Origin of the sequence: Paenibacillus oryzisoli (genome assembly GCF_001653565.1) — a bacterium.
Taxonomy (GTDB): domain Bacteria; phylum Bacillota; class Bacilli; order Paenibacillales; family NBRC-103111; genus Paenibacillus_E; species Paenibacillus_E oryzisoli.
Map to the genome: position 1 here is coordinate 304,754 of NZ_LYPB01000050.1, position 26,656 is coordinate 331,409.

The window sequence follows — 26,656 nt, forward strand, 5'->3', positions numbered from 1 at the left end:
TACCTATGAATTTATTTCATATTTTTATACCAATTTAAGACGAATTACGTTCCAAGAAGCCTTACCAAGCACTGCCTCAATTTGTCCATTCATCGAGATCGTTGCACTTCCTGCGGAATGTGGCTTCACCCGGTCTGGCGCTTCCAAGGTATTAGAAGCCTTGAGATCCTCGTGCTCCAATACGATATGCTCAACGATGTGGAAGCTGCCAAAGCTACGCAGATCCATCTCCAGCGGAAGCGCTTCCGCTAAATGACGATTCACTGCAAAGATAGTGAGCTCTGATGCGTCTTCATTGTGTACGGCAACAGCCTCGAGGTAAGGCACGTCGGTGTAGTCCTTGGCATCATACTTCGGTGACTTAATGAGCGGAACGAGAACCGTTCCACGCCCGAACACACTCGCATGTAGATACGGATAGTAAATCGTTTGCTTCCACGCTGCACCACCATTTGCAGTCATAATTGGCGCAATCACATTAACCAATTGAGCTAAACAGGCCATTTTGACACGATCCGCACGTTTCAGCATGGAAATCAGCATACAGCCTACAAGAAGCGCATCTTCATGGTTATAGATGTCCTCCAGCTGTGGCGGTGCAATGGACCAAGGCTCGATGATGCGATCGGCAGCATTCGAATGATACCACACGTTCCATTCATCGAAGGATAAATTGATCTTCTTCTTACCGCGCTTTTTCGCTTGAACGAAGTCAGCTGTAGCAATTACGGTATGGATAAAGCGATCCATGCCTAGCGATTGGGCTAGGAAATTCGCAGAATCTTGGTCACGATTGCCGTAGTACTGATGAAGCGAAATGTAATCAACATGATCATAGGTGTGCTCAAGAACCGTTGCTTCCCAGTCTGGGAAGGTAGGCATGCCCAAGTGCGAACTGCCACAAGCGACTAGCTCAATGGAAGGATCCACCCATTTCATCACTTTCGCTGTCTCACAAGCTATGCGGCCATATTCTACTGCTGTCTTACTTCCGGTTTGCCATGGGCCATCCATTTCGTTGCCTAAGCACCATGTTTTGATGTTATGCGGTGCACGGTAGCCATGGGAAATACGCAAATCACTCCAGTAGGTGCCGCCCGTGATGTTGCTATACTCAATAATGTCCCTGGCCTCATCAGGACCGCGAGTTCCCAGATTCACCGCCATCATCGCATCCGTGTTCGCTTTGCGGCACCAGTCCATAAACTCATTAAGGCCGATCAAATTCGGCTCAATCGTGCGCCACGCGAGGTCCAGACGTCTTTTGCGTTGGTCAACAGGTCCGATGCCATCCTCCCAGTTATAGCCCGACACAAAGTTTCCACCAGGATAACGAACTATCGGCACATTCAGACCTTTAACTAGCTCCAGCACATCTCCTCGAAACCCTTGTTCATCTGCTTGCGGATGTCCCGGTTCATAAATCCCACCATATACCGCACGCCCCAAATGCTCAATAAAGGAACCATACAAACGGGGATCAACTTCCCCAACTTTAAAATCTTTGTCAATAATCATGCTTGCTTTCGTAGACATAAGAGCTCACCTCATCGTATAATTAATAAAAATATAAATCAGTTAATATGTTTATTATGTACAACTCATATTAAACAGCAAAAAAGGATGGAGATCAATACCTCTCACCCGTTTTTGTTGCATTCATATTTATGTTAATCAGAGAAACCGAAAGTAGGCGTTCAAGAATGATTCACACGACAACAGACCGCAAGTGGCTGCCCCTATATGAAGCGTTGGCTAGCGATGTACGGCTTCACATTTTGGAGTTATTAGCAGAGGAAGCGATGAACGTGAAGGATTTAGCGCAGCGCCTCTCCCTCAGCAGTGCGATCGTGACAATGCATGTCAAAAAGTTGGAAACCGGCGGCCTCATTCATACAAAGCTCGTTCGCAAGCAAGGCGGTACACACAAAATCTGTACATTAGCCCTCTCGCATATTGACATTCAACTTCCTCAGTCCGCCGAACAAGAGCGATTATTCAACGAAGTATCGATTCCTGTAGGTCACTATACAAGCTACGAGGTCCATTCGACCTGCGGTCTGGCTTCGGCAGAGCGAGTCATTGGCCAGTTTGACGACCCTCGCTTTTTCTTCGAGCCTGATCGCATGCATGCCAAAATTCTTTGGTTTGCCAAGGGCTTCGTAGAATACCAGGTCCCCAACTATATGCTGCCAGGTCAGACTTTGGAGGAGATTGAAATCTCACTGGAACTCGGCTCGGAAGCACCAGGTATCGCAGCCAATTGGCCGTCTGATATTCACTTTTATGTGAATGGTACGCTGCTCGGCTACTGGACAAGCCCTGGCGATTCCGGTGCTGGCCGCGGTCTTCTTACTCCCTCTTGGTGGTCAGATTACACCAACCAGTATGGGTGGTTAAAGGTACTTCGCATCACTGAAGCGGGAACGTTCTTAGATGGGCAGCAACTTTCAGCGGTTACCCTTCAGGACCTTCCCCTCTCACGCAACGAGTGGACCTTGCGGTTAGAAGTACCCGATCATGCCGAGCATGTCGGTGGATTAACGTTATATGGGGAAGGCTTTGGCAACTACAACCAAGATATTCGGTTTCGCACCTACAGGAGGTAGGTGCTTGCGCAGGTAACTGATATACGATTGCCGACAAGATTATGGATGGCTCGTGTAGCTAACTTTTGGCGTCGGCCCCACAGCTTCAATCCCTTTCTTCGGTTCCTCCGCTATACGCAAATACTTCTTCCTCCGCCAACGAATGGCCACGAGAATACCGCGTAGATACTCATCACACATCATGGCAACATAAATACCTGCCAATCCCCACCCATAATGCAGTCCAAGCACATAAGAGAGTCCCGCAGCAACGCCCCACATCGAGAACAGTGAAATCACCATATTAAAACGGGTATCCCCAATCGCATTGAGTGCATTGCCAAAGCCCATATTAATCATTCTGCCTGGCTGCAGTATCGCTGTTAGCACTAAACAAGAAAGAGCCAGCTCAATAATTACATTGTCTGAACTGAAGAAACCCAAGAAGCTTTTGCCGATGATTAGAAGAAGGATACTGTTGCACCCAACCAAGCCCAGCCCAATCCATGTGCCACGGTAGCCCGCTTTGTAAGCCGCTTGCGTTTGCCCAGAACCGAATAGATGCGCTATCTGGATTTGTGAGGATAAAGCAATCGAATAACCTAACATGAAGCAGATGGATTCCAGTGTATTCATATACGTTCTCGCTGCCAAAGCCGCAGCCCCCATCGTTGCTAGAAAGCTATATATTGCGAGCTGCGACAGTACCCAAGATGACATATTGATGCCGAGCGGCCAGCCAATTCGGATAATCTCGCTAAATAGTTTCCGGTTAAATACACCCAGATCACGCCATCTAATCTTACGCTCAAAGATCGATACAAACATATAGAGAAGCATACAAGTCGCGAGTAAGCGACTCACTAATGTTGAAATCGCAACTCCGGTTAAACCTAGCTGTGGAAATCCTAGCGCACCATTGATCCAAGCGTAGTTCAACACGACATGGATCACATTCATCCCGATTGCGACAATCATCGGTCCCTTCGTGTTGCCTGTATTCCGAATGGCTGTGCTGAGGGTAGCTGTGAGTGCCGTCAATACCATGCCACTACCGACAATTGAAATATACGTATGTGCCATTGGGATTAATCGCTCTTCCAATTGAAACAGTCTTGCTAGCGGAACCGCCTCTAGATACAGGATCACACTGAGTATCGCACCGATGAGCCCGCTGATCGTGACAGCCATAATCCCGACCGTTCGTGCAGACTCCTGCTGCCGAGCCCCGATTTTCTGTGCAATGAGAATACCTGCGCCGCTTGCTACAGTCATGAATAAGATCATAACCGCTTGAAAGATTTGGTTCGCCAAGCCAACTACCGCAACCGCATCGTCGGATACGCGGCTTACCATAAGCGTATCAACGGCACCCAGGAGCAGCTGCAACAGTAATTCTACAAATATAGGCCATGCTAGAAACCATAATGAATATTTATTTGTCTCCGCCTTCATGTTCGCGCCACCATCCAGTATGATTCTCTAATTGTTATGAAAATGAAACTTTGTAGTCAGTTCAAATTATAGCTGTTATAGTTGATTTCATGTATCAACATTGCAACTGAAACTTATACAATTCCAACTTCCATTTCAGATAAAGCAGGTGGCTTTCAGATGGCATTTCTTGAGATCACGATCCCTCCTCTGCCGCACTATATCACAAGTGGATTAAACAGCATTCCACAGGGTGGTCAGCATCCAAGTCGCAGTCATATTCAAGTCTTTGATTTGCTTATCACCACGTCCGGCTGCTTCTACATCGGGGAGGATGATGCCCGCTTCGAGGTGGGGGCTGGGCAGGCTGTCATTTTGCGGCCTGATCGCTATCACTTCGCAACAAAGGAATGTGAAGAGCTCACTCACACCTATTGGCTGCATTTCCATGTAGGCGGTGCATGGGGGTTAATAAATCCTTCTGCCGCCCCACTTGTCTCTTTGGAGGACCCTACTCCTAAGGAAGCCAAGGTTGAGGCTTTCGCCGTGGAACCGTTCACGATGCGCATTCCGCAATTTACGACGCTACAGCATCCTGAGAAAATGTACGAGGTTTTCGACCAGCTTCTCCAGCTTCAGTCTCGTTCGCATGTGAGCAGTGCTCGCTTCGCCCAACAGCAGTTGTTCCAAGAAATTCTGCATCAACTTGCCGCGTCTGGTGAGACCGATCACGCCTCCGCCTCTAGAACCTGCGCAGAGAAAGCGGCTTCCTACTTAAGACAGCATTTCCGCGAACCCGTGTCTGCTAAGCAACTCGGCGATGAGCTCAACTTCCATCCTGTCTACATCGCTCGCTGTATGCAAAAAGAATACGGCTGCTCGCCCGTAACCTACCTCCTGAAATTACGAGTGGCTCAGGCCAAGCTCTTACTCTTGCAAACGGAGAGGCCTATTGCCCATATAGCCCAGGAGGTTGGCTTTGAGCAGGCCGCTTATTTCGCAGCGAGCTTCGCCAGACTGGAAGGAATGTCCCCTCGCAGCTACCGGCAGCAGTTTTCACAAGGGACCTAGATGCTTGGGGAGCGATTCATTTATGCTATACTGAGAAAAAAAGATAAGGAGTCCTCTCATCATGGCAACCCCTTTACATTGGAAAAAGTCATTATGGATACTCTGGGGCGCTAACTTCTCCATTACGTGTGGCATGAATCTGGTTCTTCCGTTCTTACCTCTCTATATCGGGGAGTTAGGGGTTCATGATCTAAATGATATTGTCCGTTGGACAGGCTGGATCGTCGCTGCTCAATTCATTACTTCCTTTTTGACCCAGCCACTGTGGGGAGCCATTGCAGATCGACGCGGGCGCAAGATCATGCTGCTTCGTGCCGGATTCGGGATGGCCATCGTAACAGCACTAATGGGCATCGTCACATCACCTTGGCAGCTATTATCGCTGAGGTTGCTGAACGGTTTCTTCTCCGGCTTCATCTCGATGGCCGTCTCATTGCAAGCCTCCCTGACGCCGCGGGAGCATTCTGGCAAATCGCTAGGCACGCTGCAAACTGGCGCTATTGCAGGCACGCTCATCGGCCCTTTGATTGGCGGTGTGTTGGCAAGCTTTCTCGGGTACCACCATGTATTCTTCTTCACAGGAGGACTCATGCTATGTGCCAGCCTCATCGTCATGCTGTTCATTAAAGAGGAACGGAAGCCTGTTTCCGACAAAAAGGTGAAACAGAAAACACAGTGGCGCCTGTTTCGCCCCTTGCTGCCTGTGTTCGCCGCATCTCTGATCACTCAGATCGGAATGATGAGCATCGAACCGATCGTTACGGTGTATGCCAAGACCCTGTATACAGGGGCTCACTTGGCCTTCTTCGCTGGACTGATCGTCGCCATTACCGGTATCGCCAATTTATTCGGAGCCCCTACATTAGGGAGACTTGGTGACCGAATCGGTCAACGCATGACACTGGTCATTGCCCTCGTCATGGCGGCAGTGGCCTTTATCCCTCAGGCTTTTGCCACGAATATTTCCATGTTGTTGGTTGGAAGATTCCTGCTTGGACTGTTCATCGGGGGCATGATTCCATCGTTGAACGCACTAGTCATGAAGCTGGCAGCTCCAGAGATCCAAGGCACCGCTTATGGATTCAATACATCTTCACTATTCCTTGGCAATCTCATCGGCCCCCTGCTCGGCAGTCACTTGGCAGCTGCGTATGGTTTCACTTCTGTGTTCTATGTCACGATGAGTATTCTGCTCCTCTGTGCGATCTTCGTGTATGCGAATCGCAGTTTGGATGCAACCATTCGGCCCAAAGAGGCGTAGAGAAATATGGCAGTTCTAATTTATTCCAAAATTAAATCTATTGGAGGAATACGATGAAACACGAAATTTTATATAAAGGCGCATTTCCGATGCTGCGTGTTCAGCTTGATGCCGGTGAGAATATTAAAGCTGAAGCTGGTGCGATGGTCTCCATGTCACCCAATATCGAGCTGAAAGGAACAGTGGATGGCGGGATCATGAAAGGACTCGGCCGCATGCTCAGCGGAGAGAAGTTCTTCTTCCAAGAATTGACTCCTAATCGTGGATCAGGTGAAGTGCTGCTCGCCCCTGCCGTAATCGGCGACATTGAGGCTGTTGAGTTAGATGGCTCGTACAAGCTATTTGTGCAGAAAGACGGTTTCCTTGCTGGCACCTCCGGTATCCAAGTCAACACGAAAATGCAGAATCTAATGGGCGGCTTCATGTCCGGCGAAGGTTTCTTCATCGTAGAAATTAGCGGTAGAGGCACTGTTTTCCTCTCCTCTTACGGCGCGATTCATGCAGTTAACTTGAAACCGGGCGAGGAAGTGCTCATCGATAACGGACACCTTGTTGCTTGGCCGGATTATACGCAGTATACGATTGAAAAAGCAGCAAAAGGCTGGATCTCCAGCCTTACCAGCGGTGAAGGCGTTGTCTGCCGCTTCCGCGGCGAAGGCGTCGTGCTCATTCAAACGCGGAATCCGAAGAGTTTCGGCGGTTGGATTAAGCAGCTGCTGCCGGGCAGATAAATTAGAAAAGGAGCTAAGCGTGTTTATGCGCTTAGCTCCTTTGTTTTTGCTGCGGATGCCGCTCACCGCTGCAACGGTGAAAAACATCCTTACAACGCCTACATCAGCCAGGTTCGCATCCCTCTCTTGATTCCCGCTTATCTACGGCGAGAAAATAACAGGAGAAAAACCACTTGTCTGGCGTGCGGCTCCGATCATTTCGTCATATCTATCCATTTTACCCTCTAGACGCTCGAGGACTTTCTGCATGTCTGCCATTCTTGCTGTGAGTTGTTTATGCTGCTCGGCTAGGAGCTCTTTCCTCGTCTCCAACGTTTCATCCCCCTGCTGAAACAGTCGCACATAGTCAATCAAAGTTTCAACGGGGAGACCCACGCCTCGCATACATTTGATAAATTCAACCCATCTGCAATCTTCCTCCAAATAGTCCCTTAATCCACTCTTATTGCGGTTCACCCGCGGGATAAGTCCGATTCGTTCATAATAACGTAGGGTATCTTGTGACAAGTCAAATTTCTCACTTACTTCAGCGATCAACATTTAGATGGCCCCAACGACGCGATGTGGCACATACAGTTCTTCCAACGACGCAATTTCTTCAGATGTAAGCGTTAGAGAAAGCGCAGCTACTGCATCATCCAATTGCGACATTTGTGTAACACCGATAATCGGAGCTGTTACGGGTTCTTTCTGCAACAACCAGGCAAGGGCCACTTGCGCACGAGGTACGCCGCGTTGTTTAGCTACTGCTGCAAGACGCTCTACGATGACTTGATCTTTATCTGCAAATGCATCATATTTCATTCGCTGAGCTTGGTCCGTTTCGGAACGGTGCGTTGTTTCTGACCAATCACGTGTTAATCTACCAGATGCCAATGGACTATATGGAATGACGCCGATTTTTTGATCCTTGCACAGCGGCATCATCTCCCTCTCCTCTTCACGATAAATAAGATTGAGATGATTCTGCATCGATACGAATCGTGACCAGCCATTTTTCTCGGCTACATGCAGGGCCTTTAGAAACTGCCAAGCATACATCGCAGATGCACCAATGTATCTCGCCTTCCCCGCCTTCACTACATCATGCAGAGCTTCCATCGTTTCTTCGATCGGCGTATGATAATCCCAGCGATGGATTTGATACAGATCAACATAATCTGTTCCCAGTCTCTTCAGACTTTTATCTATTTCACTCAAGATAGCCTTCCGGGAAAGACCACCCCCATTGGGACCTTGATGCATGCGGAAATGAACTTTGGTCGCGAGGACAATTTCATCACGGTTCGCATAATCTTTCAGTGCTCGTCCAACTATTTCCTCACTTGTTCCATCTGAATAAATATTCGCGGTATCAAAGAAATTGATCCCCAGCTCGAGCGCTCTTTTAATAATAGGACGACTGTTCTCTTCATTCAGCACCCAGGGATGCGTCCAGCGTTCTGCTACGCCAAAACTCATGCATCCAAGACTGATCCGCGATACATCCAAGCCTGTATTTCCCAGTTTCACATAATCCATCTGATGAGACCTCGCTTTCTTATAGCACATAATTCCTACAGTTATAGTTTACTCTCTGGAGTTAACTCCAAGTCAAGTTGCCATTCCTCTCCTAAAAACAGACAGTCCCTTCCCAACTGCCCTACGTAAGGCCCACCTCCATTCGCTTATTCAAATTGACACCTGCTAGTTAAAGTGTTATGGTCAAAGCAACAAGACGTTCCGCCTTTATTTGCGGGATGTCTTGTTATACTTTTATGGGTATTGTACATCTCAGGTATGTACTTTGCGAAAGGGTGAGGGCTTATGTGATTGGGCTGTGATTGGGCTGTTTTTCCGCTGTCTTTCTGCTGTACATGCTAGTCAATCGACAATTCAGGGAGGAATTCGAAGTGATTCAAGTAAAAGAGTTTTTAGATACGGATGCGTCTTATGCGGAGGCAAGAGCAAATCAGTTTTTAGCCGAATTGAGAGAGGATCAAATTGTTAACGTATGCTATGGTTCCATCTTGAAGTCATCCCCAAGCGGGGTAGGGTTTCAACGTAGTGCCATCCTTGTAGTTTATAAAACGGGAGAAAGTAACCCCAAGTAAGAGAGGTGTTCACACGAAAATGGAGACCTTCTTTAAACTACTCTCCGTCTTCTCTACAGTTCTTCTTACTGTAATCCTAGTCTGTTCAATCTTACAGAAGTATTGAAAAAAGATAATAAGCAAACTAATTTTCCGGAGGTTTTGTACATGAGGCAATTAGATCGATATTGGAATCTCATCATGTGGGGTGGAATCTACGATGAACCGTAGCCATTTGTCCAACCCTACTCGTAGTCGACTTGTTGATCAGCTTGTTTTTCTTGACGAGCAAATGACGATGTACCTTGACAGTTATCCTTCACTGCAGAGGACCCAAGTGCATAAGAGTATTCAACACTATGTAAAAATATTGGAGAGATTACTTGAGCTTGACGATGTTAATCTTGTTAAAACGTTGAACAAAGTGACGGTAATAGGAAGTAACATTACCATTTGTTATGATGGGGAAGGATCCCATGAATTATTTACAGTGGTCCTCCCAACAGACATAGATCCTGATCATAATCGGATCTCGTTGTTTTCGCCACTTGGAAATCAATTGTTATCAAGATCAACTGGTGAAACCTTCGTTCTTCAAACGCCCGAGGCAGAATATTCCGTTCGGATTGTAGGGACTACGCTTACGAATAACGATTAAGCTTTTTCCAATGTAACGATCATGATACCTATTCGATAAAAGCATTCTATACCCAACATTCCTACAAATTTTCTAACAAGGGGGAACCTATCGATTATGGTCATGAAAGATAACTACGGCTTTTGCGGGTTCCGCAGCACGTGTGGAAGGAACTGCTACAGGAGCTTGGACCTCTGCCAAAGTGGCGCAATAATGCCAACCTATGGCGGATGACCGATGATTTCTGGGACATTAGGCGATTCTCCATGGCATGTTCGAACGGTGTGAGATATAGGCGCCACATGCCTCTGGAATCGCGAAGAACTGGGTACACTTGATGAGCTTTCTTTTACACTCGCTCCGCATACACCCATGTTGTTGAAACTCACGAGCTAAAACAAAAAAGCGATCTCTAGCCGCACGGCTAAAGGTCGCTTTTCTTATGACTATATGTAACTATAGCGTATAATAGTGTTCAAACCCCTGCACGAAAGGAGTCACTCGGTGCCATATGTTTATCCAAAAATACACGCCATCACTGATCCTACGACCCTACCTCGAAGCCATCATGGTGCAAGATGATTTCAATGCGGTTAATTTCTCCAATCGCAATTCGGTTAAAGTGTTGCCGAGTACCATGACGGTGATCGGTATTCAGTACGGGCAGCCGATGAAATTACTGGAAAATGATAAGGTCATCCCCATGAGCGCAAGCGGCATCACTGGTATGCATGCCACATTTAAGGAATACCTGGGCACGGGTGCAATCGGAACTGTTATCATTTCGTTCAAGCCAGGTGGTTTGTCTCATTTCACCCGATATCCCATTCATGAATTTCAAAATGCGGATATATCTTTGGATCTTGTATTTCCATCCAAAGACGTCCGAGAGATGGAAGAAAAACTCGCGGAGGCGTCCAGTGCAATAGACCGAGTGAATATCGTGCAGCAATTTCTGTTGTCAGCTCTCCGAGACAATGTAGATGAACAACTGGTTCAGGCTGCTGCACAAGCAATCCTACAGCAGCAGGGCTCGCTGTCAATTGAGCGCTTAGCCGCGCAGTTATATGTGAGCAAACGCACGTTGGAACGCCGATTTAACGCTGGGATCGGCACGTCACCCAAACAATTCGCAGGCATAGTCCGCTTCCAGCAAACAATCAGGCTACACTATGCAGGTTATGATTATCTAGATATCGTACAGGCTTGTGGTTACACGGATCATGCCCATTTGAGCAAAGACTTCAAATCGTTTGCCGGTACAAGTCCAGAGCAGTTCTTCCGCAGCGAGGTTCAACCGGAATTAAAACGTTCCCTCCATGAAAACGAACCCTTGTCCGGCCCAAGCGAACACTTATATTATTGAATCATTCGCAACCCTACGAGCGGACTCCTTGGTTACCGACAAGGTTGTCGCATTTATACAATGAGCGGACCGGGAGTACTGTTACACTTGGTTTATCAACCGAACCTCACAACAAAGGAGCTGCTCCAAGTATGTCCCATCTCGAATCGTTACCCATTGGCAAGGAATACCCTTTTGAATCCCATTACATGACGGTGAATGGCAATCAACTGCATTATATTGAAGTTGGAAGCGGCGATCCGGTCTTGTTTCTACACGGCAACCCCACGTGGTCCTACACGTTCCGCAATATCATTCCTTACGTTCAAGAATCCCATCGTTGTATCGCCGTTGATTTAATCGGCATGGGCCGCTCAGATAAACCGGGCATCGGCTATACGTTCTTGGAACATGTCGATTATGTAACCCGGTTCATCGAACAATTAGAACTCGATAGGATAACACTTGTCGTACATGATTGGGGCGCTGCCATAGGTTTGCAATATGCAACGAATCATTCGAATAAGATCAAGGCTATTGTGATGCTTGAACCACAAGCATTGTATCCGAATGCATCCTGGTCCGATTTCTCGCCGCCAGAAGCGCAGCCATTGTTCCAAAAACTTCGCGACCCCATAGAAGGATGGCCGTTTATGCGGGACAACAGCGTGTTTATTGAAGGCATGACGAATACCATCATAAACCGAACAATTAGTCCGGAAGAGCTTGAGTACTTTCGTGAGCCATTCCGTAAGTTAGAGGACAGAAGGCCGATGTGGGTATTCCCGAACCAAATTCCCATTGAAGGAACCCCGTCCGAAGTTATCGAAGCGGTGAACGCTCGCAATGCATGGTTTACCGTTACACCCGTGCCCAAGCTGCTCTTCTACGCGACACCAGGCTGCACCGTACGCGAACCGCAGCTTGAGTGGTGCCGGAAGCATCTGTCTAATTTGAACTTGTTTGATATCGGCAAAGGGTTTCACCATCTAGCAGAAGAGAATCCGCATGCGATTGGACAGGAACTGCAACGCTGGCTGCAACAAATCAACAACAACGCGGTATGAACTGAGCTGCTTTCCTTCCCCCTACCGATACGCCCGCATCGCCTTGCGCAACTCCTTAAGCGTCGGCCGCTTGCCATACATCAGCACGCCGGTGCGATAAATCTTCGCAGCGAGCCAAGCCATCGCGCCGATTGAAAGCAGTTGAATGAGGATCGAAAGGGCAACCTGCCAAAACGGCGGAGAGCTCATTCCGATACGTAAGAACATAATCATAGGCGAGAAAAATGGTACGAAGGACATCGTTGCCACGAACGGTGCATTCGGATGATTAAGTCCGAAGATCGCAATCATGAAAGCGGCAACGATGACGTAGGTAACTGGCATAATAGCTGGTCCCACATCCTCTGTACGGGAGACAAGCGAGCCTACTGCGGCGAAAATCGTCGCATAGATAAAGAATCCGAGTAAGTAGAAGATTAAGAAATAAACGATCAGTGATAGTTCTAAATCACTCCAGCTAATATTCAGTTCCTTGATGGCTGACGCATCACTCAATTGGATATTAAGAGCTGCGACGACGATTAATGCGGCAATTTGTGATAGCGCCAGCAAGCAAATACCAATGATTTTACCAAACATCTGCTTGAGTGGTGACACGCTTGTAATGAGTAATTCCATGACGCGCGTGCTTTTCTCCGCTGTGATTTCCGTTGCAACGAGATTCCCGAATCCAATAGCACCCATGTATAGCATGAAGAGCAGAATATACACCAATATATAGGACAACCTCATTTGGGACTCTGTTTTGCCTTCAGCAGCTTGATCCGATGTAGATATTTGTACCGTTTCTAACGATACAGGCGTTTGAATATCCGTTTTAATCGCATCTGGCAGACCTGCTCCTTGCAGCACCATATCCGTCTTGATTAGCTGAAGAGCCGTTTGCAGCTTGTTTTTCTCCGATGTTCCTGTAGATTTATAGATCATCTTCGGGAATCCGCCCTGTTTCCCATCCGTGAACTCTAAGTATCCCTTGATTTTCTTATCCGCAATTTGCTGTTTCCCAAATACCTCATTAGCTTCAGTACTTCCTTGATCGGTAAGAGGTACAATTTGTATCTCTGCATTGGGCTGATTATTATAAAATGCCTCTAATTTAGCTGACACAGCCTCTTGTTTCGTGCCAAATATGCCTATTTTCGTCGCCTCATCGGATGAAAATTGTTGGATAATGGATGGAAGATGAATCAATAGCGATATCAAGATTAGCAAGATTAGACTCATTACTTGAAACGATTTGATACGAAAGCGAGACATGTAGGTAAATTTAATGACAGTCCATATACTATTCATGCTGGCTTCCCACCTTCTGGATAAAAATTTCATTCAAGGTTGGCTCCATAATCTGAAATCGCTGCACAGTGGACCGTTCCATCGCATATTGCAGAATACGCTGCGCGGCTTCCGGATTAGCAATACGAAGCTCGTACCCATTTAGCCTTTCGTTCACCGATGTTACACCTAGAACCTTCTCTAACCCTTCCACACTCGTCGCTGTTTCCAGCACAACTCTCTCCTTTGGGAAGCTAGCTTTAATGTCTTTTAAATTGCCTTGAAGAATCGTGTTTGAACGGTGCAACATACAGATATTCTGGCAAAGCTCCTCCACATGCTCCATTCTATGGCTGGAAAATAAAATCGTTTTCCCCTCGTCGCGCAAGCCTTTCACCGTTTTCTTCAACAACTCTACATTCACTGGATCGAGTCCACTGAAAGCTTCATCGAGAATAAGAATCTCTGGATTATGAATGATTGCTGCAATGAATTGAATCTTCTGCTGGTTTCCTTTGGACAATTCCTCCACCTTACGATTGTAATAGTCAGGAACCTCAAATCGTTCCAACCACATCTTCAAGCTGTGCTCTGCATCGCGTCGTTTCATTCCTTTAAGCTCAGCTAAGTATAAGATCTGCTCGCTAATTTTGACTTTGGGATACAATCCGCGCTCTTCAGGTAAATACCCCATTAAGCTCCGCAATTCTTCCCGATATCCCTGTCCGTTCCACAATATATTACCTTCATCTGGGTAAATAAGTCCGAGTACCATCCGCATCGTTGTCGTTTTGCCTGCTCCATTGGCGCCTAGCAAACCGTAGATTTCTCCCTGCTTCACTTGCAGCCCGATACGATTCACGGCGGTTTTGTCCCCGTACTGCTTCGTTACGTCTTGAACAATCAAAGGGTGTGTCATCAACTGTGCCTGCCTCCCTCATGAAATTGCTTACCCACACTATTTTACATGAAAATGGAAAAACAATAAATTTATCTTCGCAGAAATAAAAAAAAGAGAAGCCACTAACGCTTCTCATAGCGATTTAACGCTAACTTTTGGATCTCAATCGCACGATCAATTTTGGATGCTTTCATTTTACTTACGTAGCTATCGAACGCATCAAGCGGCTCGATGCCGAGAATAATCTTTAGAGACATCTCATCGACGAGTGTCATCACGTCCAACATAATGGATGAAAACTCAGCACTCTCCAGTTCCGTCTTCGGAATTTGCGGTAACGTATACGATTCAACTTGCGTATCCGCCCAGATCCCAATTGCTTTTCTTTGCTCAGGCAAGGTGTAATATTGTTCCACATACCGAACATCCTGAACAAATGGCCCGAAATAGCTTGCTCTCGTATACATCGATAAGGCTTGCGAAGGTGCCAGCTTCTCTGGATTCCGCAGGATCCAATCCGTATAGGTTGGATAGCCGTCTTTCAACGTGTAGCTCGTTCCTTCAATGCCGAAATTAAAGAGCATATGACCTTCGTCGCTATATCCATAATCAAGTAACTTGGCTGCCTCTACCGCATGTTTACTGTTACTCGAAATAGCTACCCCGCCGGTACCGACGTAATCATAACTTTTCTGCCCAAATTTCGGCTTATCTCCTTTATGAAGCACGGGATAGGGAGCTGCCGCAAATAGAGCCGATTTATTTTTCTCCTCCACGAGTGGCTGCCATTTCCCAATACCAGCACCCGCATTCCAAACCGTCGCCCCGCTGCGCCCTGTAATCATATTGGAGTCCATCGTTTTGGTATCCACGGAAGCGATATTCTTATCAATTAATCCTTCCTCATACCACCCTCGGAACGTAGCCAAGAAGTCTTGGTAGCCCTTCTCCATGGGACCATACTTGACCTCACCATTCTCTTGATAGAAGCCTTTGCGAATCCCATATGCGCCTACAAAAGCACCTCCCTCAATTCCGAACAACGGATTCGGCACGCCAAGAAATGTCAACGGAGCTGCAATTCCTTTCTTTGCCTTGAATGCCTTGAGCACTGTATGCCACTCCTCTATCGTGGTTGGGACCTCTAACCCGAGCTCGTTAAGCCAATCCTGACGGATAATAGGCCCTTGATAGGTACGAAGCTTATCATCACCACGAATAAAAGGGAAAACGTAATAGCTGCCATCATCGGTTCGAATTTGCTTGTCGATTTCGGGATGTTCCTTTAAGTACTGCTTCAAATTAGGCGCATACGTATCGATGACTTCATTCAATCTCAAAATATAGCCATCTTTAATCGCCTTTTCCGGCCCGCCAGGGAAGCTGTCCCACTCGTACTCCATCATATCGGGCAAGTCGCCAGAGGCTAATAAGACATTCATCGCTTCTTTGGCTTGATTCGCAGACGGCTGTATGAAGGACAGCTGGACCCCAGTTCGTTTCTGCCATTCTTGGAAAAAGGGAATATCCTTGAACTTCGCTTTGACACTCGCGGCATTCCCATTCAGCTCAGACCAATAGGTCAACTTCGTTGCAGCCGCTGGCACAACCTGCTCCTTATCCTTAGCCGAAGCTGTTGGCTGCCCTGACGGCGTTGTGAGCATGCTCGGGCTCTCAGAAGAGCATGCCGACAGCCCAAGAGTCATTGCACTTAGAAGTATTAGCATTTTGCGGCTAACCTGTCTACTCATTCTGTTCCCCTCCTCACATCTGATCGCTCGATCCGCATTAGTTCATTTCCTTATATTTCCCAGGTGTTATTCCCTCGTACTTCTTGAAAACACGAATAAAGGTAGCCACTTCATTATAGCCGACTAGCCGCGCGATCTCTGAGATCGAATCTTGCTTATAGCTAATCATCCTCTTCGCCTGTTGAATTCGGTATTTCGTGATGTAGTCGAGTAATCCCTCGCCTGTCTGATCCTTGAATAACTTGGACACATAGCTGCCTCTTAAGGCAAAGTTCTCACCGATGGTATTTACATTCAAATTAGCGTCTTGATACTGTTCCTCAATGTATTGCATGACTTTCGCGATGAGCTCGCGCAACGTTTCCGTGCGTTCTTTCGTCTGGTTCGCTTCTATCTTGGAAGCGGCAAATGCACATACCTCTCTGAGAAGCAGTTGCAGTTCCTGCTGCATTTCGAGAATGGTGTCGCAGGCAATAATTTTATCCATCCATAACGGGTTGTCCCCTAACCATGGCTGCGTAGTCCCATCCCCTAGCTCATTCATGGCTTTCACCATCGTACCTGCAAGATTGAAGATTAGACATCTGGCCAAAGTAAGCGACACCAGCGGCTTATCGAAATTACGCCCCATGATCTCGTTCATGCTGGCAGAAGCTTGCTCAATATCTCCTGCTTTGATGAGGTTAATGATTTGCTGCTCCACTTGGAGCGGATAGTAATAACCCAACTGAAGCTTATCTGCCGTGTCGATTCGAATCTCATCATAGGTAATGATCTCTCTTTTACCTCGAACCATCTTATATTCCATCGCGTCCAGCGCTTCACTGTAGGCCTCAGCAACGCCAATCAAAGAAGGGTGAACACCACTGATGGATATCGTTAAATCCATATGAAACCGCGTCAGAAATCGCTGTGCCTCAGCAGCAATCCAATCCAGATCAGCCTTACGTTCTGCTGCATCCTTCTCTGCAAAGTTCACCAAGCACACCATCATGTCATCGATTTCGGCTACATAACCAGCATGCTGGCGATGACCAGTGAGTTCTTCAACAACATTCGTGATGATGAACTGCATTAATTTTCTACGTTCATTGATGTCCATACCTGGCAAATTCGTAGATATACTATCGGAATTCTCAACCGCAAACAGAATAACCGCGAAATGGTTCGAAATCACATCCATATGAAAAGTTTTGAAAGCTTCCTCGTACGATACGAGCGAATCGATCCGCCCCTTCAACAGCCGATTTAACATATTTGAACGAAGCACGTGATGGTGAGATTGCAACTGCATCGCGATTTGATCTTTCTCATTCCGAGTATGAGAGATCACTCTTTGGATGAAATGCAGTTCATTCCCGTCTGTGCGTTCTTCAAACGCATTTTTGTCAGAAATGGATTGCACCAAACGTTGGATCGGCGAGTAATTACGACGCAGAAAGAACCAGGTTAGCACCGCTGCGCCAAATAAGCTGATGAGAATGCTCATATACGTAAACTTGCGGACATACTCCGCCTTTTCCCAATACATACGACTTGGAATGATCAGTACATATTTCAAATCAGAAACAGCCGACTGAATATAGAAAAGCTCTGATTCTCCATCCTGTGATGGTTTATACGTGACAGTGTCCTCATCTGGCAATTGGTCCAAAATGAGATTCTTGTTCACGGTCACAGGAACATTGGAGAGTAGAACTTGATTGTCATGATTAAGAATGACGATTTGACCACCGCTAAACCCTGAAATGCTTTCAATGGCCTTCTCGAACCGCTCTCGATCAGCCATCACAACGACTGTACCCGTTTGTTTGCCGTTCAGATCCTTAGGCAAGTGTGTGACATACGCGATAGAGGATGAAGAAGGACCCGCATCTACACGGGGAAGGATCAGAAATTGGTTATTCGTGGCTTGGTGAATTGTATCCAGCCATTGTTCATATCGGAGAGTACCTGTATTGTGAATCGTATCGAACGCTGTATGCAAATCACGCATATTGCCTGGACGGAGAATCGAAGCTTCCTGATCCCAAGTCACATAGAATTCATCGATCGTCGCATATGAAGTTTGATACATCCGAAACTCTTTGACGAGCTGAAACGCGAGATATTGATCATCATTGGTTCGTACATTGGTGTACATCAGACTTTGAAGTTTAGCATTCCAAGTAATTTCCATATTCAACCGTTTCATCAAATCGAATTGCGTGTCGATCGTGTAACGGACTTGTTTCAGTAAGGAATCATTCGCGCGATGAATTTCACTTTTGAGCACATGACTAGACTGTGAATAAATCAGAATGGTCATCAGCATCGGCACGAACAATACGGCACTGTATGATAACAGCCAAGTAAAGATAATACTCTTCCTTTTAGGCCAAAAAAATCGAAGCTTCACATGGATCTCCTCCCACTGCGCACCCTGAAAATTCCTCTGAAGGGATTGTCTCCTTCACTCTATTATACCTCTGTTCGCAAGGGGAGGAATGTCCAAAATGACAAATCCGATTGATAAAAGCGCTACTAGATCCCTATTTTCATGTTCTACCCCTTCAGGGAGCCCACCATAACCCCTTTGACAAAGAAGCGTTGTACAAATGGATAGACACACAGAATTGGCAATGTTGCCACGACGATCGTCGCATATTTAATGGTTTCCCCAATCTGGAAACGATCCCCTGCATCCGCTCCCACAGACATGCCATCTGTTGAATTGGAAATTAAGATTTCCCTTAGAACGAGCTGTAAGGGGAAGAGATCGCGGTTTTTGATAAAGATCGAGGCGTAGAACCAACCATTCCATTTATCTACCGCATAGTACAGAATCATAACGGCAATAACGGGCATGGATAGCGGAATGATGATGCGGAACAAAATCGTAAAGTGATTGGCCCCATCAATTTTGGCCGACTCTTCTAGGCTGTCTGGTATCGCCATAAATGCTGTTCGCATAATAATCAAATTAAATGTGGAGATGGAGAATGGAATAATCGTTGCCCATAGGGTGTCGAGCAAACCTACATTTTTGACGATCAAATAGAGTGGAATTAAGCCCCCGTGGAAGAACATCGTGATCACGATAATGATCATGAATGCCTTATTCCAGATGACATTTTTCCTAGATAGCACGTAGGCACCCAGCGCAGTCATCAGAAGGTTGACGATCACGCCAGCCACAACGATAAACATCGTATTGCGGTAACCTATAAGAATCCCAGGGTTCTTCATCACCCCTTTATAAGCTTCCCAACTAAAGCCAAGTGATTTATATAGAATGCCTTTGTGCGCAACTAATTCATTCGCATTACTGAACGAAGCAAATAATACGTAAAGCAAAGGGTACAACGTAACTACGACAAGCAGCGTTAAAATCAAATGAATTGCAATATCGAATAGTCTTTCTACGAAACTAGGTCCTTTTCTCATCAACATCACCTCACCATAAACTGCTTTCATTTACTTTACGACTAATGTAATTCGCTGTAATGAGTAGGATTAGATTGATAATGGAATTAAATAAGCCAACAGCCGAACTGTAACTCCATCCAAACTCCAGCAACCCTTTGCGATAGACGAAAGAGGAAATTACGTCCGCTGTTTCATAACTGACCGGATTATAGAGTAGAATGATTTTCTCAAAGCCCACATTCAACAAATTACCCATACGCAAAATAAACATAATCGCAATAGTCGGCATAATACCTGGCAATGTAATATACATCATCTGTTTCCATCGACTTGCACCGTCCATGCGTGCAGCTTCATACTGTTCGGTATCAATACTCATTAACGCAGCAATATATATAATCGATTCCCAACCAATCCGTTGCCAAATCTCGGATAAAATGTAGATCGGCCGGAACAACTCCGCTTTCTGCAGCATGGCTTGCCCGTCATAGCCGAAGGACATCGCAATATTGTTAATGACACCATCTGCATTCGTAAAGTCCGTAATGATCCCGCAAATCACGACTAGAGAAATAAAATAAGGCATATACGTAATCGTTTGGGCGACCCGCTTGAACGTTTTACTCCGCACTTCATTAATCAAGAGCGCCAAAATAATCGGAGCAGGAAACTCAAATAGTAATGAGTATAACGAGATAACCAATGTATTTTTCAATATCCGCCAAAAGTAAAACGAACTGAAAAAGTCATGAAAATGCTTAAAACCTACCCAATCACTTCCTAGAATCCCTTTCATCGGTGAATACTCTTTGAAGGCAATTAAGGCGCCATACATCGGTGCATAATGGAAAATGAGGTAATAAGCGAGTACGGGTACCATCATGAGATACAAATACTTATTGGCAATAAAATCTCGGATATACCGATTTGACGCGGTTTGTTGTTTCGTAAGTGTTACGCCTTCCAGTGGCTGTGTATTGGCCATCTCCATCCTCACCCTCTCGCCAGTTTACTTGTAGAGCAGGGGATCATGGATCCCCTCCTCCCCAGTGCTACATGAAACTTATCGCTTGTTGTAGCGATCAAGTGCTGCTTGCTGAATCTCGATAGCCCGGCTTAAATTCAAGGACTTCATTTTATCCACATACTTCTCAAAGCCATCTACAGGCTCGTTGCCCAAAATGATTTTCAATGTCATTTCGTCCACTAACGTGTTCATGTCGCCCATGATTTTCGCGTATTCGGAGCTTTCCTCCGGTGTCGGTGTAAGCGGCGGCAAGCTGTATTTGGCTGTATCGGTTTTCTTCCATACATTGATAGCATCGCGTTGCGTTGGCAGGACAAAGAATTGCTCCGCATATCGCTTATCTTGGACGAATGGACCGTTATAGCTGCCGCGAATATACATAGACATTGCTTGTGCAGGAGCTAACTTATCTGGATTTTTCATGAGCAAATCCGTATACTTCGGATAGCCATCCACCATCGCGTAGCTAACACCTTCTGTTCCGAAGTTGAAGAACATGTGACCGGCTTCACTGTACCCATAATCCAGCATCTTCACAGCTAATTCTGGGTTCTTGGATTTTCCTGTTACCGCGACAATGCCTCCTGAGGAATACGGGTTATCCTTTTGACCAAATTTCGGCGTATCGCCTTTCTTCAATACCGGATATGGCGCGGCTACGAGCTGTGCTTTAGGGTCTTTGGCTTGTATCAGTGGCTGCCATTTACCAATTCCGCCCCCAGCATTTCCGATACTAGCCCCTGTCGCACCCGTAGCGAAGCTGCCGTCCAAGGCTTTGTTATCCACCGTAGCTATGTTCTTATCTAGCAAGCCATCTTGAAACCATTGGTGAAACGTATTGAGGTACTCTTTAAAGCCGCTTTCCGACGGTCCAAATTTAATTTTCCCATTATCCAAATAGAAACCGCGATTCACCCCAAATGCACCTAAGAATGCACCGTTATAGGACTCATTGAAAAATCTAGGTTTGCTGATAAACGATAGTGGTGCAGCTGCACCTTTCTTCTCTTTAAATGCCTTCAGTGTCGTTGTCCAGTCATCAATCGTTTCAGGAACAGGGAGTCCTAACTCATCTAACCAGTCTTTACGAATCATCGGGCCTTGGAAGACCTGCAGGTACTCATCTCCACGAATGAAAGGGAACGCATAGTAGCTGCCGTTATCGGTTTTCACCATCTTGTCGACATCTGGATGCTCTTTCAGGTATTTCTTTAGGTTAGGCGCGTATTTATCAATCAGATCATTTAGTTTCAAAATGTAACCATCTTTAATGGCTTTCTCAGGTCCACCTGGGAAATCGCTCAGGAAGTTGTATTCGATCATATCCGGCAAATCTCCCGATGCAAGCATCACGTTAAGCGCTTCTTTGGCTTGCCCTGTAGGAGGTGCTAAGAATTTCATCGGAACGCCTGTTTTCTTCTGCCACTCTTGGAAAAAGGGGACATCGCCATGTGTCGTTTTCACACCTGTTAAGTTCCCGTTCAACTCTCCCCAATAAGTCAGTGTCTTATCTGTAGTCATGGGATACGTCGTCGCGGTAGTTGTCGCTGGCGACTGTGATTCACTCGTTGTTGTCACTGATTCGGTCTTCGAGGAACAGGCAATCGCTGTACCCATCATCATGACTATCATGGTTGAAGCTAAAATTTTCTTCATTCGTTGACCCTCCACTACTTGTTATGGTGAGATGCATCTCTTCCTTAAGCGTAGTGGAATCCAACGGATTAACCTATGAGCAATATGAAGAATGGCATGGTCATTTCGTCATGTTCAATTGGTGATTTCTACAATCCGATGGGCAGAATCACAAATTCTGCCCTTAGAAAAGCAAAAAAATAGCACAGAATGATGATCTTACCCATCATTCCGTGCTATAACTAACCTTTACAAACCGAAAATCGCATCAATAACTGGCTTCGTTGTTCCGCCTGGATACAAGACATACAACAATACGTAAACCATCACGCCTGTTGGTGCTGTCAATAGCCAAACCAATGCGGCAACTTTACCGATTTTCTTATGTTTAAGGAATTTCTTTTTGTAAGCGAACCACAGTGTGACGAGGCCAAGAACGCCTCCGATTGTAGCCAGCGTAATATGGAAGAACAAAAACAAATGATAAGGCAGCTTTAAGCTCTCTGGTCCACCAAATGCTGTGTTTCCTTCAAACAAGGTGCGGGACATGTAAATGATGAAAAAGGCTAAAGCGAATATCGCGCCTAGAACCATCAGCTTTTCATGTGTATCCCGGTTTCCTTTGACAATATGATACCATCCGAACCCAACAAAAATGGCACTAATCACAATAAACATCGTAGAAATTGTGGGTAATATGTGCATCTTTCGTAATCCTTTCTCTAAGCGCGATTCCAGCTCCCGCCTTGGTTATTCATGCTTTCTTGTGATGGAAGTGGATCCAACTCATCCTCATCCTTACGCTCTCTGCGATACCAACGGAAGAAAATATAAGCTAACGTAGCGCCATAGATAATCTCTTGCAAAATTTTCATAATAACGCCACCTAGTTGTTGATCATCAAGTGGCGATAAGTGAGCAAACGGAACCGTGACATTGCTATACATATCATAGATAATTGTATCTGCGAAAATGATTAGTGCACATGCCGGTGTCAGTAAGACACCATTTCCGAAAATATACGCCATCTTCTTCAAATCGTTCAAACGATTCAGCTCAGGAAGCGGACAAAATACCGGGAACCACATAATAAAGGCCGTCACTAAGAGCATCGTATGATAAGCAAGCAGCGGTACATCATTCTTCATCAAGTAATCCATAATAAATGGCATATGGTAAATGGAGAAGAGCATATTGAACATGAATAATGCGATCAGAGGCCGTGTTAAAAACGTAAAAAGACCGCGAAACACAACATTTTTCATACAAGCACGAACTAACCAAGCCGGTGTTCCTAACCAAATGAGAATCGGTACGATTAAGTAAAGAATCGTTTGCTGCAGCATATGCATGCTGAACAAGTAGTGATGCCCAATATAGCTAATTGGGCTTCCCTGTCCAATATAGAATAAAGCTAGCCCTACGTAGAAGAGAAGTTGCGCTGACATCGAAATTGGCTCTGATTGATTCGCTCTCACCATGCCATTCACGACAAATCGACCATAACTATATCCGATTACAACGACGATCAACAATAAAACAGGATTCCACAAATCAAAAAATCCACCAATCTGACTCATACCTGCATCCTATCTCCTTTCAAGCTGACTACTTCCGAATAACTCTACTTAAAAAAAGAGGAGGCACTTTGTCTTAACAAAGTTGCCTCTTCTATCTTTTTTACCACCAAACCCAATATACCGCTGTGATTACACCCGTAAGAGCAACGAATGCTCCTGCGAAGATAAAGATTAGAGGGAACAAGTGTCCTCTCTCTTTGGCATGCATCCAGAAAAGCAACTGAACAAGTGCCTGCACGATCCCTAGGGATACGATGAAAATCAAGATAAACGAACGATCCAAATCTCCGTATAGTACGACAGCGAATGCCAACATCGTGAGTAGAATAGAGATAATGTAAGTCAAATAGTGATTGAGTGTTGAATCGTGCTTCACTCGTTTGCTAGGTGCGTGTGTATCATGAGAATTGCTGCTCATTTAGTGACCCACCTTCCCCATCAGATAAACAACTGTGAAGATAAATACCCAAACTAAGTCGATAAAGTGCCAATACAGCGAAGCGACATAGAATTTAGGTGCCGTAACAACTGTAAGACCTTTCTTCATACCTTGGAAAATCAACAGTGTAATCCAGCAGACACCGAATGCTACGTGAGCACCATGGAAGCCAACCAACGTATAGAACGAGGTGGAGAAAGCACTTGTCGTAAACTTATGGCCTTCATGCACGTACTCGTAAAACTCGTAGATCTCCATCCCTAAGAAGGAAAGACCGAACAAAACAGTAACTGCTAACCAGCCTAGCAATTGACCAAGTTTTTGACGGTGCATCGCAATAATTGCGAATACACTTGTCAAACTACTCGTTAAGAGAATAAATGTTGACCAACCAACTGTTTTGAGCTTGAAAAGCTCTTGAGCTGTTGGGCCATCCGGAACAGAGTTCCGAAGAGCAATGTAAGTTGCGAATAAGCAACCGAACAATACAACCTCTGCACCAAGGAAAAGCCAGAAACCAAGAACTTTATTCTTCCCTTCGAGGGTAGCCGTTTCCGGATTAGCAGGCAGTGCGCCCGTGTGATGACTACTCATGCCTTTACCCCCTTATGATCATCTTCAAGTTCTTCTGGTTCAATATGCCAACCGTGATCGTCATATACGGAACGCAAGAACATGGCAATGAAAGTAACTATGATCCCTGCCCCAGCTACATAGTAATTTTTGTACATAAAACCAAAACCAGCGATGAACAATCCAACAGACATGACAAGCGGCAAGATCGATGCCGAAGGCATGTGGATCGAACCAATCGGTTCAGCTGGCGTCATTTGCTTGTTACCAGCCATTTTTTCTTTCCAGAAAGCATCCAAACCACGAACAAGCGGAGTTTGTTTGAAGTTATATTCAGGTGCAGGTGATGGAATTGTCCACTCCAAGGAGCGTCCATCCCACGGATCTGCAGGAGCTGTGATTGGTTTTCTTGCAGTTGTAATGATGTTGATTAAGAAAACTAACGTACCGATACCCATTAAGAATGCACCAACAGTTGAAACTAAGTTACCAACTTCGAGGTCATACCCAGGTTGATACGTATAAACACGTCGCGGCATCCCCATTAGTCCCAAGAAATGCTGCGGGAAGAATGTCAGGTGGAAGCCGATGAAGAACAACCAGAAATGCAATTTACCTAAACCTTCACTTAGCATACGACCGAACATTTTCGGCCACCAGTAGTAAAGACCTGCGAACAAACCAAGTACTAGACCACCAACGATTACGTAGTGGAAATGCGCGACTACGAAATACGTATCATGGTATTGGAAGTCAGCCGCTGGAATTGCAAGCATAACCCCTGTTGTTCCACCCATTACGAAGGTTGGAATGAAAGCTGTAGCGAAAATGTTCGCTGTTGTGAAACGGATTTGACCACCCCAAAGCGTGAACAACCAGTTAAAGATTTTCACACCTGTAGGAACGGCAATGGCCATTGTAGCAATCGCGAAGATCGAGTTCGCTACTGGACCTAAACCTGATGTAAACATATGGTGGACCCAAACCATGAAGCCTAAGAATCCGATTAGTACTGTTGCAAATACCATGGAGCTGTATCCGAACAGACGTTTTTTCGAGAATGTAGAAACGATCTCAGAAATAATACCGAAGGCTGGAAGAATCAAGATGTAAACTTCGGGATGCCCGAAAATCCAGAATAAATGCTCCCACAGTACGTTGTTTCCGCCTCTGGCTGCATCGAAGATGGCTCCGCCAAAGACACGGTCAAACATAAGTAAAACTAGAGCAACTGTAATTGCCGGGAAAGCAAGAACGATCAAACCTGAAGTTACAAAAGCAGACCATGTAAACATAGGCATACGCATGTATGTAAGACCAGGAGCACGCATGTTGATAATCGTGACGAGGAAGTTAATCCCCCCGATTAGCGTACCAATACCTGCAATTTGCAAACCAAGAACGTAGAAATCAGTTCCTTGCAAATTGCCTTCAAGGGTTGCCCCCCAGCTTGCATCGGTGATCGAGGATAGAGGTGCATATCCCGTCCAACCTGCGTCAGGAGCACCGCCCAAGAACCAACTCGTGTTCATAAGCACACCACCGGCGAAGAATAACCAGAAGCCGAGTGAGTTTACGAAAGGGAACGCAACGTCCCTTGCACCAATTTGTAGTGGAACGATGGCATTCATGAAAGCGAAGATGACCGGCATAGCCGCAAAGAAAATCATCGTCGTTCCGTGCATCGTTGTTAATTGGTTAAATGAATCTCCAACGAAAATTTGTTGATCTGGATAAGCGAGTTGTATCCGAATCAAGATCGCTTCAAGTCCTCCTACGAGGAAGAAGAAGCCGCCCGCTAGTAAATACAGGATACCGATTTTCTTATGATCGACGGTTGTAAGCCAATCCATAAGCCCGGTAT

24 protein-coding genes are annotated in these 26,656 nt (G+C 45.8%); 8 read left to right on the plus strand and 16 right to left on the minus strand.

Annotated elements, in window-relative coordinates; all coding sequences use genetic code 11:
- Positions 1–24 precede the first annotated feature (24 nt).
- Positions 25–1,536 (minus strand): arabinosylfuranosidase ArfA, encoded by a 1,512-nt coding sequence (gene arfA / locus A8708_RS09390; protein WP_068663220.1) that lies wholly within the window; start codon positions 1,534–1,536, stop codon positions 25–27.
- Positions 1,537–1,703: 167 nt separating this feature from the next.
- Between arfA and A8708_RS09395 the strand changes: the two genes are divergently transcribed.
- Positions 1,704–2,609 carry an ArsR/SmtB family transcription factor gene (locus A8708_RS09395; RefSeq protein WP_068663221.1) on the plus strand — a complete coding sequence of 302 codons (906 nt, stop codon included), beginning with the start codon at positions 1,704–1,706 and terminating at the stop codon, positions 2,607–2,609.
- Positions 2,610–2,648: 39 nt separating this feature from the next.
- Here A8708_RS09395 and A8708_RS09400 read toward each other — a convergent pair whose 3' ends face one another.
- Positions 2,649–4,043, minus strand: coding sequence for an MATE family efflux transporter (locus tag A8708_RS09400; RefSeq protein ID WP_068663222.1), 1,395 nt, complete (start codon positions 4,041–4,043; stop codon positions 2,649–2,651).
- An 81-nt stretch (positions 4,044–4,124) separates the two neighbouring features.
- Here A8708_RS09400 and A8708_RS09405 point away from each other — a divergent pair, with 81 nt between their 5' ends.
- The 3 genes from A8708_RS09405 (at position 4,125) to A8708_RS09415 (ending at position 7,085) form a co-directional block, all read left to right on the plus strand.
- A complete protein-coding gene (locus A8708_RS09405; protein ID WP_239696616.1) occupies positions 4,125–5,093 on the plus strand; it encodes a helix-turn-helix transcriptional regulator in 969 nt (322 codons plus the stop codon).
- Between the two features lie 61 nt (positions 5,094–5,154).
- The gene (locus tag A8708_RS09410) at positions 5,155–6,354 is read left to right on the plus strand and encodes an MFS transporter (RefSeq protein WP_068663224.1); all 1,200 of its coding nucleotides are present in this window, start codon (positions 5,155–5,157) and stop codon (positions 6,352–6,354) included.
- A 53-nt stretch (positions 6,355–6,407) separates the two neighbouring features.
- Positions 6,408–7,085: a TIGR00266 family protein gene (locus A8708_RS09415; RefSeq protein WP_068663225.1), complete on the plus strand. Its 678-nt coding sequence runs from the start codon at positions 6,408–6,410 to the stop codon at positions 7,083–7,085.
- Positions 7,086–7,226: 141 nt separating this feature from the next.
- Here the strand turns inward: A8708_RS09415 and A8708_RS09420 are convergent, their stop codons facing one another.
- On the minus strand, positions 7,227–7,625 hold the full coding sequence (locus A8708_RS09420; protein WP_068663226.1) for a MerR family transcriptional regulator: 399 nt from the start codon (positions 7,623–7,625) through the stop codon (positions 7,227–7,229).
- Positions 7,626–8,606: an aldo/keto reductase gene (locus tag A8708_RS09425; protein ID WP_068663227.1), complete on the minus strand. Its 981-nt coding sequence runs from the start codon at positions 8,604–8,606 to the stop codon at positions 7,626–7,628.
- Positions 8,607–8,977: 371 nt separating this feature from the next.
- Between A8708_RS09425 and A8708_RS09430 the strand changes: the two genes are divergently transcribed.
- From A8708_RS09430 to A8708_RS09445, 4 genes are all read left to right on the plus strand, one after another.
- A complete protein-coding gene (locus A8708_RS09430; protein ID WP_068663228.1) occupies positions 8,978–9,178 on the plus strand; it encodes a hypothetical protein in 201 nt (66 codons plus the stop codon).
- 199 nt (positions 9,179–9,377) lie between these two features.
- Positions 9,378–9,815 carry a GreA/GreB family elongation factor gene (locus A8708_RS09435; RefSeq protein ID WP_068663229.1) on the plus strand — a complete coding sequence of 146 codons (438 nt, stop codon included), beginning with the start codon at positions 9,378–9,380 and terminating at the stop codon, positions 9,813–9,815.
- Positions 9,816–10,305: 490 nt separating this feature from the next.
- A complete protein-coding gene (locus tag A8708_RS09440) occupies positions 10,306–11,160 on the plus strand; it encodes a helix-turn-helix domain-containing protein (RefSeq protein WP_068663230.1) in 855 nt (284 codons plus the stop codon).
- A gap of 131 nt (positions 11,161–11,291) precedes the next feature.
- Entirely contained in the window at positions 11,292–12,206 is a 915-nt protein-coding gene (locus A8708_RS09445) for a haloalkane dehalogenase (protein ID WP_068663231.1), read from the plus strand.
- A gap of 21 nt (positions 12,207–12,227) precedes the next feature.
- On the opposite strand, the gene A8708_RS09450 is transcribed toward A8708_RS09445, so the two are convergent.
- The 12 genes from A8708_RS09450 to ctaD form a co-directional block, all read right to left on the minus strand.
- Positions 12,228–13,499 carry an ABC transporter permease gene (locus A8708_RS09450; RefSeq protein ID WP_068663232.1) on the minus strand — a complete coding sequence of 424 codons (1,272 nt, stop codon included), beginning with the start codon at positions 13,497–13,499 and terminating at the stop codon, positions 12,228–12,230.
- The gene (locus A8708_RS09455) at positions 13,492–14,397 is read right to left on the minus strand and encodes an ABC transporter ATP-binding protein (protein ID WP_068663233.1); all 906 of its coding nucleotides are present in this window, start codon (positions 14,395–14,397) and stop codon (positions 13,492–13,494) included. The genes A8708_RS09450 and A8708_RS09455 overlap by 8 nt, the downstream gene beginning before the upstream one ends.
- A 104-nt stretch (positions 14,398–14,501) precedes the next feature.
- On the minus strand, positions 14,502–16,130 hold the full coding sequence (locus A8708_RS09460; protein WP_068663234.1) for an extracellular solute-binding protein: 1,629 nt from the start codon (positions 16,128–16,130) through the stop codon (positions 14,502–14,504).
- 37 nt (positions 16,131–16,167) lie between these two features.
- The gene (locus A8708_RS09465; RefSeq protein ID WP_068663235.1) at positions 16,168–18,528 is read right to left on the minus strand and encodes a helix-turn-helix domain-containing protein; all 2,361 of its coding nucleotides are present in this window, start codon (positions 18,526–18,528) and stop codon (positions 16,168–16,170) included.
- A 146-nt stretch (positions 18,529–18,674) separates the two neighbouring features.
- A complete protein-coding gene (locus A8708_RS09470; protein WP_068663236.1) occupies positions 18,675–19,556 on the minus strand; it encodes a carbohydrate ABC transporter permease in 882 nt (293 codons plus the stop codon).
- Positions 19,557–19,566: 10 nt separating this feature from the next.
- Positions 19,567–20,421 carry an ABC transporter permease gene (locus A8708_RS09475; RefSeq protein WP_239696623.1) on the minus strand — a complete coding sequence of 285 codons (855 nt, stop codon included), beginning with the start codon at positions 20,419–20,421 and terminating at the stop codon, positions 19,567–19,569.
- A 180-nt stretch (positions 20,422–20,601) separates the two neighbouring features.
- Entirely contained in the window at positions 20,602–22,221 is a 1,620-nt protein-coding gene (locus A8708_RS09480; protein ID WP_068663237.1) for an extracellular solute-binding protein, read from the minus strand.
- Between the two features lie 228 nt (positions 22,222–22,449).
- The gene (locus A8708_RS09485) at positions 22,450–22,905 is read right to left on the minus strand and encodes a DUF420 domain-containing protein (RefSeq protein WP_068663238.1); all 456 of its coding nucleotides are present in this window, start codon (positions 22,903–22,905) and stop codon (positions 22,450–22,452) included.
- 17 nt (positions 22,906–22,922) lie between these two features.
- Positions 22,923–23,780 (minus strand): cytochrome c oxidase assembly protein, encoded by an 858-nt coding sequence (locus A8708_RS09490; protein WP_068663239.1) that lies wholly within the window; start codon positions 23,778–23,780, stop codon positions 22,923–22,925.
- A 100-nt stretch (positions 23,781–23,880) separates the two neighbouring features.
- Entirely contained in the window at positions 23,881–24,198 is a 318-nt protein-coding gene (locus A8708_RS09495) for a cytochrome C oxidase subunit IV family protein (RefSeq protein ID WP_068663240.1), read from the minus strand.
- Positions 24,199–24,813 (minus strand): cytochrome (ubi)quinol oxidase subunit III, encoded by a 615-nt coding sequence (locus A8708_RS09500; protein WP_068663241.1) that lies wholly within the window; start codon positions 24,811–24,813, stop codon positions 24,199–24,201.
- Positions 24,810–26,645: a cytochrome c oxidase subunit I gene (gene ctaD, locus A8708_RS09505; RefSeq protein ID WP_204787507.1), complete on the minus strand. Its 1,836-nt coding sequence runs from the start codon at positions 26,643–26,645 to the stop codon at positions 24,810–24,812. Before ctaD ends, A8708_RS09500 begins: the two co-directional genes overlap by 4 nt.
- Positions 26,646–26,656: the final 11 nt, after the last annotated feature.